General features: G+C 45.0%; 8 protein-coding genes. 5 read left to right on the top strand and 3 right to left on the bottom strand.

Annotated features, from left to right (window positions below):
- Window positions 1–3 precede the first annotated feature (3 nt).
- Both ACLOAU_RS02455 and ACLOAU_RS02460 read left to right on the top strand, forming a co-directional pair.
- Window positions 4–3,234 carry an error-prone DNA polymerase gene (locus ACLOAU_RS02455; RefSeq protein ID WP_427860239.1) on the top strand — a complete coding sequence of 1,077 codons (3,231 nt, stop codon included), beginning with the start codon at window positions 4–6 and terminating at the stop codon, window positions 3,232–3,234.
- Window positions 3,235–3,239: 5 nt separating this feature from the next.
- Window positions 3,240–3,839 (top strand): alpha-ketoglutarate-dependent dioxygenase AlkB family protein, encoded by a 600-nt coding sequence (locus ACLOAU_RS02460; protein WP_427860240.1) that lies wholly within the window; start codon window positions 3,240–3,242, stop codon window positions 3,837–3,839.
- A 7-nt stretch (window positions 3,840–3,846) separates the two neighbouring features.
- On the opposite strand, the gene ligD is transcribed toward ACLOAU_RS02460, so the two are convergent.
- Window positions 3,847–6,573: a DNA ligase D gene (gene ligD / locus ACLOAU_RS02465; RefSeq protein WP_427860241.1), complete on the bottom strand. Its 2,727-nt coding sequence runs from the start codon at window positions 6,571–6,573 to the stop codon at window positions 3,847–3,849.
- Between the two features lie 18 nt (window positions 6,574–6,591).
- Window positions 6,592–6,783 (bottom strand): DUF3606 domain-containing protein, encoded by a 192-nt coding sequence (locus ACLOAU_RS02470; RefSeq protein ID WP_427860242.1) that lies wholly within the window; start codon window positions 6,781–6,783, stop codon window positions 6,592–6,594.
- A gap of 173 nt (window positions 6,784–6,956) precedes the next feature.
- Between ACLOAU_RS02470 and ACLOAU_RS02475 the strand changes: the two genes are divergently transcribed.
- The gene (locus ACLOAU_RS02475) at window positions 6,957–7,328 is read left to right on the top strand and encodes a hypothetical protein (protein WP_427860243.1); all 372 of its coding nucleotides are present in this window, start codon (window positions 6,957–6,959) and stop codon (window positions 7,326–7,328) included.
- Window positions 7,329–7,393: 65 nt separating this feature from the next.
- Here the strand turns inward: ACLOAU_RS02475 and ACLOAU_RS02480 are convergent, their stop codons facing one another.
- Window positions 7,394–7,963 carry an RNA polymerase sigma factor gene (locus ACLOAU_RS02480; protein WP_427860244.1) on the bottom strand — a complete coding sequence of 190 codons (570 nt, stop codon included), beginning with the start codon at window positions 7,961–7,963 and terminating at the stop codon, window positions 7,394–7,396.
- 98 nt (window positions 7,964–8,061) lie between these two features.
- Here ACLOAU_RS02480 and ACLOAU_RS02485 point away from each other — a divergent pair, with 98 nt between their 5' ends.
- Together ACLOAU_RS02485 and ACLOAU_RS02490 are read left to right on the top strand one after the other, a co-directional pair.
- Complete coding sequence (locus tag ACLOAU_RS02485; protein WP_427860245.1) at window positions 8,062–9,027, top strand: FecR family protein; 966 nt, start codon at window positions 8,062–8,064, stop codon at window positions 9,025–9,027.
- A gap of 70 nt (window positions 9,028–9,097) precedes the next feature.
- Window positions 9,098–12,424: a SusC/RagA family TonB-linked outer membrane protein gene (locus ACLOAU_RS02490; RefSeq protein WP_427860246.1), complete on the top strand. Its 3,327-nt coding sequence runs from the start codon at window positions 9,098–9,100 to the stop codon at window positions 12,422–12,424.

Genomic DNA, 12,424 nt, shown 5'->3' on the forward strand with positions numbered 1-12,424 from the left:
GTTATGAAGCAATATGAATACATAGAATTACAGGTTACCTCGAATTTTAGTTTTTTGCGGGGAGGCAGCCATCCCGAAGAATTGATGCAATATGCAGCAGAACTGGGTTATCAGGCAATTGCAATGGCCGATCACAATACGTTGGCCGGGATTGTAAGGGCGCATGTAGCGGCTAAAAAAGCAGGGATAAGATTCATACCCGCTTGCTGTCTGAATCTCGTGGACGGTTACAGCCTGCTAGCATACCCAACCGATAAAGATGCTTACGGCAGGCTTTCGGCATTACTTACAGTAGGCAATCTACGTACAGAGAAAGGCAAATGCGAGTTATATAAAAAGGATGTTTACGAGCACGCAGCAGGTATGAAATTTATTATCATTCCACCTGGCAGCTTAAATGAATGGTTTGATTTTGAAGAGGACTTTAAAAGTGCTGTCAAAGAATACAGTGACAGGTTAGGCCGACACGTTTATCTTGGGGCCATTTGCTCCTACCAGGGAGATGATGCTAAAAAGCTTTTCAGGCTCGATCAGCTGGCCGGTCGTTACCAGGTACCGATGGTTGCCATCAACGACGTTCATTATCATGATAGGGGTCGCAGGGAGCTTCAGGATATTCTTACCTGCGCCCGGGAAAAGAAAACTATACACAATGCAGGCTACCTGCTTTGCCAGAATGCAGAGCGTTATTTAAAGCCTGCCAAAGAAATGCAGCGTCTCTTCCGCCAATATCCCGAAGCCATTCGCCGCACACAGCAAATAGCAGATGCCTGTACTTTTTCGCTGGATGAACTGCAATACGTTTACCCGGAAGAACTGACCACAGAGGGACATACACCGCAACAAGAGCTGATTAAACTTACCTGGAAAGGAGCCGCCGAGCAGTTTGGTGACGATATACCCGAAAAAATCAGAGAGACAATCAACATGGAACTTGATTTTATCGAAAGAAGAAATTACGCGTCCTATTTCCTGACCGTATACGATTTTGTCTGTTTTGCCCGCAGCCGGGATATTCTTTGCCAGGGGCGTGGCTCGGCTGCCAATTCAGTGGTGTGCTACTGTTTAGGTATTACTTCCGTGAACCCGTCAAAATTTAAGGTCCTATTTGCCCGGTTTATGTCCGATGCACGCAATGAGCCACCGGATATTGATGTGGATTTTGAACATGAGCGGAGAGAGGAAGTAATGCAATATATCTACAATAAATACGGAAGGCATCGTGCAGGTATTGTAGCAACGGTTACTGAAGTGCATTGGAAAGGAGCTGTAAGAGATGTAGGAAAGGCGATGGGTCTTTCCGCTGATGCAGTAGATCACCTGGCCAAATCATCTTATGAGTTTACAGGGGATTGGTTTGAGGGAAAAGTGACCGCAGGTAACGGCTTTAAATCGGATGACCCTCACTTATTAAAAACACTTGAGCTCACACGACAATATATCGGTTTTCCCCGGCAATTAGGACAGCATACGGGAGGATTTGTAATTACGCAGGATAAGCTTTCAGATCTATGTCCGATCCTGAATGCGCGTATGGAGGACCGGACAAATATAGAGTGGAATAAAGATGATATTGAAGCACTGGGCTTTTTGAAAGTAGATGTGCTGGCGCTGGGGATGCTTACCTGCATTCGAAAAGCGTTCGACCTTGCCAAAAAACATTATAACCTGAACCTGACCTTAGCCAATGTGCCCCAGGATGATCCTGACGTCTACGAAATGATCTCACATGCCGATACGGTTGGCGTTTTTCAGATCGAGAGCCGGGCGCAAATGTCCATGTTACCACGTCTGCGGCCTAAATGTTTTTATGACCTGGTTATCGAAGTAGCTATTGTCCGTCCAGGTCCTATACAGGGCGACATGGTGCATCCTTATCTGCGACGCAGGAACGGAGAAGACCCGGTTGAATACCCTTCTAAAGAGCTGGAGGAAATTTTGGGACGCACATTAGGGGTACCGCTGTTCCAGGAGCAAGCTATGGAAATAGCCATCGTCGCGGCGGGTTTTACCCCGGCTGAGGCAGATGGTCTACGCAGGAGCATGGCGACCTTTAAAGCGAAGGGCAAAGTAAGTGATTGGGAAAAAAAGCTCATTAGCGGTATGATGGCAAAAGGTTACCCGGAAGACTTTGCCAAACGCGTATTCCGGCAGCTGGAAGGATTTGGCAGTTATGGATTCCCCGAAAGTCATGCGGCTAGTTTTGCCTTACTGGTTTATATATCCTGCTGGTTGAAACACTACTACCCGGATGTGTTTGCGGCAGCGATCCTCAATAGTCAGCCTATGGGATTTTATGCTCCTGCACAATTGGTATCGGACGCCCGTAAACACGGCGTAGAGGTAAGGCCGGTAGATATTAACCTTTCGGCCTGGGATAATACATTGGAAGAATTATCCGGAAAGTATTGCGCTTTGCGCTTAGGTTTCAGACAGGTAAAAAGTTTACGGGAAGAAGATATGCAGATCTTACTATCTGCCCGTAAGGAAGGATTTGCAAGCCTGCATCATCTGCATGATGCAGGGGTATCTGAATCGGCATTGGAAAGGCTGGCGGACGCAGATGCTTTCAGGTCTATTGGCTTGGATCGACGGCAAGCACTTTGGGAAGTATCGGCCCTGGCAGATAAACCCCACGGCGTTTTCAAAGGACAGCCGTCAGAAAGCAACACAGAGCCGCTTATCCATTTACCCCAAATGACGGCAGCCGAGCATGTATTGCAGGATTATAGCAGCACAACGCTGTCCCTAAAAGCCCACCCGGTAAGCTTTGCGCGGCCGCATCTGAAGGCCAATCAAATATATGCCACTTCGGATTTAGCCGGGCGAGGCGACGGCGAGTTTTTATGTGTCGCCGGAATTGTGCTGGTGAGGCAACGACCAGGCACAGCTAGTGGTATCTGTTTTATTACCATTGAAGATGAGACAGGAACTGCCAATTTGGTGGTATTTCAAAAAGTATTTGAACAATACCGCAAAGAGATTTTGCAATCCAGGTTGCTCATGGTTTCGGGCCGTTTACAAAAAGAAGGAGAAGTGATACACGTTGTGGTAACGACCTGCTATAATATGTCCTGGCTGCTTCAGCAAATGACGGCGCCGGGCACAGAACCACAAGTGCTGCCTCAGTCAAGAGCCGATGAAAAGGATGGTGAATTATTTCCTGCTGATGGCAATAGGAAACTGAAAAGAGCGGTACAAGGGGAATTATTTCCTTCAAGAAATTTTAAATGATGACAATGCAACAGAAATTATTTGACGATATAGAACAGCTACAGTTGCCGGAAGAGCTACTGACCTACACACCCGGCTTTATCAGTCGGGAAAAAGGAAATCAATTGCTGGAGTTACTTTTAAATACCGTTCCCTGGCAGCAGCATAAAGAGATTATGTACGATAAAGAAGTGATCACTCCCCGGCTTTCGGCCTGGTACGGCGATAAAAGGAAAAGGGACGAAGGGAAGCGTGAAGCTTTACCGTGGCTCCCGTGCCTGTATGATCTGAAGCAACGTATCGAGCAGCACACCGGTGTTAGTTTCCAGGGCGTGCTGCTTAACTATTATCGGGATGGAAACGATTCTGTAGCCTGGCATGCCGATAAGGATACTATACCAGGCCTGAAAACTGATATCGCATCGGTTAGTATAGGTGAAGAAAGAAACTTTGATTTTAGAAATATAGTAGATCACAGGAAAAAGCACTCAATCAAACTGGAGCATGGGTCTTTACTTTTAATGAAGGCCGATCTGCAAAAAGGTTGGGAGCATCGCATAGCAAAATCAATAGTTCCCATGAAGGCAAGAATCAATATGACCTTTAGAAAGGTTCTCCATGTGTAAAAGAGAGCTATCCGGAAGACCCAAACGTCTTTTCATAGTTCTTTAATGCTCTTGCCAGGTCAATGCCTTTACCTAGCACAGGCTTGAAAAGATCGCCGGTTTCCCTGATACGTGCCACGGCGTTTTTAATGGTGAAGTCAGTCATTTTCAAACTTGGCTTTACTTCATCCCAATGTAGAGGCATCGAAACGGTAGCTCCGGGTTTCGGTCTTAAAGAATATGGACAAGCCAGCGTCGCACCGGGGCGATTCTGCAAGAAATCCAGGTACATTTTCCCCTTCCGATTTTTTACAATTCGCTCAATAGTGGTGAAGGATGGATACTGCTGTTGTACATGGTCCACGATCAACCTGCCAAATAGTTGTGACTGGTCATAAGTATATTTTGCTGCCAGGGGAACATATACATGTATGCCTGTAGAACCTGAAGTTTTGCAGTAGCAAGGCACATCAATCGCTGCTAGTAAATCTTTAATAGCTACTGCAATTTCAATAACCTGGTCAAACGTTTGTTTGTCGGGATCAAGGTCAAGAACGCAATAGTCGGGATGATCCGGCGATTGAACACGGCTGAACCAGGGATTCATCTCTATGCAACCCAGAGAAGCCATCCAGAGCAAAGTCGCTTCATTATCTCCAACAAGAAATTCTTTTTTCTCACCTTCGCTGGTGGTATAGGGATACTTTTTAATCCAATCAGGCGATTTTCCTTTTACATCCTTCTGATAGAATCCGGGTTTGGTTATCCCATTGGGAAAGCGGTTCAGGGACTGTGGCCGGTCTTTTAGATACGGGAGTATATATTCTGCCACCTGATAGTAGTAATTAAACATATCTCGCTTCGTGTAGCCTTCTTTAGGCCAATAGACTTTACTTAAGTTATTAAACTTGAGGTCATGACCGTTTATTTTTCGGGTTTGCGTTTCGTCGGTTGGGTTAAGCAGGGTCTTGCGGTTAGTATTTCCGGGAGCTTTAACTAAAGATGCAGCAGACTTTTGCTTCTTATTCACTTCCTTTACTACCTGTTGCGTACTGGCTTCTGTTTCCCGGATCACTTCCTTTGCAGTTTTATCCTCTCGCATGCCTTCGAAAGAGGGATGGCGGAAAACGCCCTCGTCGGTCACCTCTGTATATGCCACTTCGCAAACCAACCGGGGCTTTAACCATGTAGGTTTAGCGCCCATACGTTGCCGAAAGCGCGAGGGTTTGTCTACGTCTATTTCTTCTTTAAAAGGAGAGTTGTCGGTAATGAGTGGCTTAAACAGCTCCATCATTTCCTTTTGTTTTTTATCGGAGAAGCCCGTACCTACTTTGCCAACATAAGTAAGCTTCCCGTTTTCGTGTACCGCTAGTAACAGGGCGCTAAAGGTTTTAGATGTCCCCGCATTTTTTGTGAAGCCGGCTATAATGACTTCCTGCCGTTTATTCACCTTTATCTTCAGCCACTCTTTACTACGAAGGTTCGACGTATAAACGCTGTCGGAACGCTTGGCCATAATGCCTTCCAGTCCCATCTTTTCTGCAGCGGCAAACATTTCTGATCCGGATACACTAAATACTGTGCTTAATCGAATACGGTCATCCTCTTGTGGTAAAACTGCTTTTAAAATGATTTGGCGTTCATTTAAAGGCAGTCCCATCAGGTTTTTCCCCTCGTACCATAAAATATCAAAAACATAAAAAGCAAGCTCGGCATCTGCTTCGCTGCGCCAGTTCTGTAACTTATTGAAGTTAGATCTTCCGTTATTATCAAGCGCTACAATTTCCCCATCAACAACTGCATTTATTTTCCATTGCTTCAACAAGTCATAAATGGGGTAGAACTTTTTATCAAATGACTTATTGTTACGGGAGAGTAATTGAACCTTTCCTTTTTGAACGAAAGCTAATGACCGGTATCCGTCCCATTTAATTTCGTAAACCCAATCCGGATCATCGAAGGGGGCGTTTACCAGGGTAGCCAGCATCGGTTTTATGTTTTTAGGGATGCTTCCTTTTTTCGCTTTTGATAACAGGCTTTCATAGTCGGTGTCCAGCGTTTGCACCAATTCTTTCGTTTCTTTTGTTGCTGATGCTTTTTTAACTACGGCTTTTTTCTTAGCCGCTGCTTTCTTAGGGATGGCATTCTTTCTGATTTGCCCATAAATATTGTCGCTGGTTTCTGCTACTTTTTCAAGGGTCTTGTTCGATTGGACAGACTTGTCTTTCAGCAGGATATCTTTCGTTGAGGCATATCTGTCTTCTAGCTTCATCAACAGCCAACCGTTTTCCCCACGCCCTTGTGTTCTTACCAGTGAAAATTCACCTTTAAGTTTCTTTCCTTTCAGTATAAACTTCAGTTTCCCGCTGTGCAAGCCATGTAACAGGTGCTTTTCCTGTTCTTTTTTGCTTTTACCTTTCGAATCGACAGATTCATAGGTCCCTTCATCCCATACGATAACTGTACCGCCACCATATTCTCCGGCAGGAATAATACCTTCAAAATCACGGTAATCGTAAGGATGATCCTCAACCATCATTGCCAGGCGTTTGACGGAGGGATCTGTCGAAGGGCCTTTGGGCACCGCCCAGCTTTTGAGGACGCCACGCATCTCCAGGCGAAAATCGTAGTGTAAGTGCGAAGCTGCATGCTTTTGGATAACAAAGTGAAGCTGGTCGGAGTCCTCACTTTCGCCTCCGAAAGGTTCGGGCGTAGCGCTGGCATTCCGCTTTTTGCGGTATTGGGCTAAAGACATGAAGGGAGATTATAGCTGTTACTTACTATGTTTTTTCTTAAGGTATGCTTCCAGTACTTTACGGTCATTGGAACCGGTTGCCCTTATCGCACCCGCTACTGCTTGCCCGGACACGCCCATTTTTTCCTTAAAATACTGCACTTCATAATTTTCAGAGCCGCTTACTTTGTTGCGGTCACGATTGTCCCTTTTAGATTTGTTATCTGCCATAACTATTGATTTTTATAAACCAGCGTATAAAAGATTTTAAGACGTGTTTATACTGCTTTACAGTTCAGGTGCAAAATTGTTGCCAAAGCCTATCTTTTAACATTGTAACAGCGATCTACGATCAGGCTGCCCACTAAGCCGCGAGCTAATTGGATATTGAGTATTGAGAGGGAGTGAGGGGCAGCAACTGGTCAGACTGCTTTCCCAAAGCAGCGAACACGCCGAACCTGTCTACCAACCGCTTCGATCAGGTCGCTTTAGACATTGCCGTCGGCAGCAAATCTTCTGGTTTTGAAACTTCCAGCATCTCGCTCCTAACCATCGTTAACGCGGTGAATAACTTTAGAAAAGTTCAAATCGTGACAGCAGTCTTTGCTTCATTAGCTTATTCTATGGCAGTAGATTGGGATGAGTCTGACCTTGTAAAAACACATTTGATAAGGCTTGGAATTCTCACTGCTACTAGCTCCATTAACATATTTGTGCTTGTGAAAAATAATACCCAGCCAGATGAGAATGAAACTGACGATGCTAGTAACAGGTAATAAATCTGCACAAAGCGCCTTAAATTCGGCAATGCTGTTTATCATAGGATAGGTTATTGCGCTGCTTAAGTAATAAGACCAACTGTGGCGGCAATCACTAGGTTATAATTTAAGTTCTCCCTAAGTACCCGTATAGCCTTACTCATATGCGCCTCTACCATCTTTACAGAAATGCCCAGCTTTTCGGCCACTTGCTGGTTGGTAAGGTTGCCTGCTCGCCGCAATAGAAAAACCTTTCGTGCTTGCTCCGGTAAATGGTCAACATAGCCGGCTAGCTGTTGCTCCAGCTCCTTCAGTTCTACAAGATGGCCTGCGCCACCGGCTAGGCCGGTAGCGGGCGCATCATTGGCTGGCTTCACCACCGGCAGTTTTCTCCGGCGATACTCATCAATAATTTTATTTCTTAGAACGCTTGTGCAAAAAGCTAAAGGATTATTTTCAACACGGCTGTTGTATAAAACTATAAACACATCTTGCGCCAATTCTTCCGCTATCTCCAAACTACAGCCTTTACGCTGCGCAGTATACACCAGACTACGAAAATGCTTTTCTACAAAGCGGGTAAAGGCATTGGTGTTACCCTCAGTCCATAACGCGAGCAAGTTATTGTCCTCTATGTCATAAGCATTGGCCATTACTCCAAAGTTAAATTAAAATAATATTTATAAAAAAATATTGAATTTGATATAGGGTTGCGCTTCGTTTTTACGATATAGTAATAAAAGGCTTCGTCATGGACCAACAACGCCTTGATTATTTATTGGAGCAGCACGGGCTAGACCGGCTCACCCCACAGGAGGAGGCCGAGCTGCACGCCTGGTATGATGAACTGGATGACCCTTTGGTTGAGCCGATATATGCAGACGATACCCCGAAAGCAAAAGCATATGCGGCCGGGCATACCAGGCAAATTATGTATCGCATTGCCCGCCAACAGCGCAAACGCAGGCTAAGCATGTGGATGAAGGCAGCAGCTATACTCATAGCCGGGTTAATCATCGCCTACTTGGTGTGGCCGGAAGGTCAACGCAGTGTTGGTAAGGAAACAGCGATAGTCGATCCTGTACAATACACGCGCCACTTAACCTTACCTGACGGCAGTACTGTTGTACTGGGCGAAGGAAGCACCCTACAGCTTGCAGGCGGATTTGGCAACGCCAACCGCCAGCTGACGCTAAGGGGAGAAGCTTACTTTGATGTAAAGCGTAATGCAAGCTTGCCGTTTGTAATACAAACGGGTAAGATAAAAACAACTGTGTTGGGCACCGCTTTTAATGTTAAACAGGTCGGCGACAGCGTTTCCGTAACAGTAGCCCGCGGCAAAGTGCAGGTTGAAAGGGATGATAAGGTGCTGGCAGTGCTGGTGCCAGGGCAGCAGATTGCCACCAATGATCAAACTAAAATTGCGGAGTTAAAGAAAATTGACCTGGAACCCGTAACTGTATGGATGCAGGAAGGATTGCATTTTAATAATACAAGATTGGCAGACGCCGTGGCACAACTACAGCAGCGGTACGGTAGGGAGATAGTACTCAAAACGCCTGGGATGGAAAATTGTACTATAAACATAGCAACGCCGCTTAGCGGTACTGAAAGTTTAAGCAATGTACTGGATGTGATTTGCACAATTTTGGGAGCAAATTATATTAATAATAATGGCAAAATCGAAATAACAGGAGAACCATGTAACAGAGAATAATACAAAGATCCCCCCATTTGCTTGCAGGCCTTCCGGGGGGATCAGCTTCAAATTAAAAACTTAAAGACTTATGCAAAGATTAAGAAAAACAGTCATCCAACGATGGCGGTACTACCTTTTTTATTGCTCAATCGTGGCAATAGCTTTATTGCCGCAGATAGCGAGGGCGCAAGTTGGTAACCAAACCATAACTTTTGAGGCAAATGCAGAACCCCTGGCTAATACTATAACTCGTCTTTCTAAGGCTAGTAGGGTAAACATTGGCTACCCTAACGACGTAAAGCAATACAAGCGAGTTAGCATACCGAAAGCCAGCCGAACCGTGCTGGAAACGCTAAAGGCGCTGCTGAAACATACAGAACTGGATTGTAAGACGGTGGGCGAAATGTTGGTAGTATTTAAAAAATCAAAAGCACCGGCAACACCAGCCCCAACAACAAAGCTGATAAACGTAAACGGCAAAGTGGTAGACGAAACCGGCCAGCCGCTACCCGCTATAACCATACAGCTGCAAGGGACCGATCGGGGCACCATCACCAATGGCAACGGCTCCTTTGAGCTGGGCCAGGTGCCGGAAGATGCGTCTATCGTTGCGCAAGGTATTGGCTTTCCCGCCCAGTCCTTTCCCGCCGCCTCGGTAATGGTACTGCGGTTGAGCCGCTCTATATCCGACCTGGACGAAGTACAGGTGATTGCGTATGGCACAACTACAAGAAGGTTAAATACAGGAAGCGTTACGTCAGTTGGTGCGGACGAGATACAAAAGCAGCCTATCAGCAATCCAATCGCCGCACTTGAAGGCCGAGTGCCCGGATTGATAGTTACTCAAACCAGTGGACTTCCGGGAAGTGCCTTGAAAATTCAGCTGCGTGGCCGTACATCTTTGGACTTAGCCCGTTCTCAAAACGATCCCCTATTTGTTATTGACGGGGTACCGTTTGAGGCGGGCAATACTGCTCGCAATCAACTTTTCAATGCGACCATGGTTCAAGGCGCTGGTGGCATTAGCCCCCTAACACTCATTCCACCTTCGGAAATCGAAAGCATAGATGTGCTAAAGGATGCCGACGCAACGGCGATTTATGGAAGCCGTGGTGCGAACGGCGTGATTTTAATCACTACCAAGCGCGGACGTACCGGACAGACAGCCTACAATGTAAATGTAAACTACGGTGTCAGTAAAGTAGGGCGTATTCTAGCACGCCTCAATACTCAGCAATACGTCGCGATGCGAAAGGAAGGACTCTTAAATGATCAGTTGGTCCCCAGCACAAATCCGGCAGACAAGGGATACGCTCCAGATATAATGATTTTTGATACTACACGCTATACCAATTTCAACAAGCTGTTATTGGGTAATACCGCTAAAACGCTTACTGCCGGGGTCACAGTTTCTGGTGGTTCAGAAAACACGCAGTTTCTAATTGGAGGTAACTATCGCCGGGAAACGACAATTTACCCGGGAAACTTTTCTGACGCTATGGGATCATTTCAGACATCGATTAGCCATCGATCAAAAGATCGACGGCTTGCGATTAATTTTACAAGTCAGTACAGTAATAATACTACGCATCTGCCGGTCTCAGACTTGACAACAAGCTTGAGTAATCTTATCCCCAATCTTCTACTGTATGACAACCTAGGTAATATAGCAGCTCAAGATCATGGAATCGCCTTAAATAACGGTAGTTTTAATAACCCTTTATATGTTTTGCAGACGATCTATGAAATACAAACCGACAATTTAAATAACAGTTTAAAGCTTGAATATACTGTCTTTAAAGGGATGCTTATACGTACATCCCTTGGATATAGTATGATGAAGTCTGAAGAGTACAGCGCTTATCCAACAAAATCCATCAATCCTAACAATCCCGACCCTCTTCCTTTTGCTGATTTTGGAACGTCAAGTATGCGCAGTTGGATTGTTGAGCCTCAACTCGAATATACATCTAGGGGGCGGTTAGGGAACGTTAATATCCTTCTCGGAACCTCTTTCCAAGACAAATCATCGAGTTCGCTTCAAACCACAGGACGTGGATATACTTCAGACCTGCTGTTAAGAACGATAGCCGGAGCTGCAACTACTAATTCCAGTAGCAGCACGACAAAATATAGATATAATGCAATATTCGGGAGGATAAACTACAATTTTCAGGACAGGTACATCGTCAATTTAACCGGTCGTCGCGATGGCTCTACCAGGTTTGCTCCCCAGAACCGGTGGGCTAACTTTGGTGCAGTAGGTATGGGTTGGATATTCACTAATGAAAACTTTTGGACAAAAAATCAACGGTTATTGAGCTATGGTAAAGTTCGCTCTAGTTACGGCATAACGGGTAATGATCAGATAGGAGACTATAAGTATCTTGATCTCTGGCGTGCGTCTTCTACACCTTACGATGGGACTTCTACTTTGCTTCCTTCATCATTGTACAATAGAACCTATCAGTGGGAAATAAATGAGAAATTTGAAGTTGCAATTGAGCTTGGCTTCTTCAAAGATCGTATTTTATTTTCAGGAGCTTTCTATAAAAACAGAAGTAACAATCAACTTGTAAGCTATAGGTTACCTATTCAAACCGGCTTTTCCTCAATCACACGAAATTTTCCCGGCCTAGTCCAAAACCAAGGGTATGAGTTCAGTCTTAGTAGTAGAAATATTACGTTCGAATCGTTTAGTTGGGTGACATCATTTAACATTTCTGTCCCAGAAAACAAACTCGTTGACTTTCCGAACTTAGATAAGTCACCTTATACGCTGAGCTATGTAGTTGGTAAATCATTAAGCGTTATCAGAGGCTACAAATTCCTTGGTATGGACACTCAGACAGGAATGTATAAGTTTCAAGATACAAATGGTGATGGAGTATACACTACTGAAGATTATGTAAATTTTGGAGACCGTGATCCTAAATACTATGGCGGTTTACAGAACACAATAACCTATAAGGGGATTGAGCTTAGCTTTCTGCTTTCTTTTAGAAAGCAACTTGGGAACAGCTATTTAACGCAGTTCACAACGCCTCCTGGCTATCCCAATAATCAGCCCATACTAGCACTGGATCGTTGGAGGCAACCTGGCGATATAGCCATTGGACAGCCTTTTGTTTCAGGTCCCTATAATATTCCGCTTTTACAGGGCCGAAGTTACTATTCCAAATCGGATGCCGCATATACTGATGCATCCTTTATTAAGTTGCGCAACATAGCTGTATCGTACAGCGTCAATAATGATTTTATTGGAAAATTTGGCCTGAAAGGCTGCCGAATGTATGCGCAGGCACAGAATCTATTTACTGTAACAAACTATTTAGGCAGCGATCCGGAAACGCAAAATTTACTTAGTATGCCGCCATTAAGAACAGCTGTGGTTGGTGTAAATATCAATTTTTAA

The sequence above is a fragment of the Paraniabella aurantiaca genome, assembly GCF_050309965.1.
GTDB lineage: Bacteria > Bacteroidota > Bacteroidia > Chitinophagales > Chitinophagaceae > Niabella.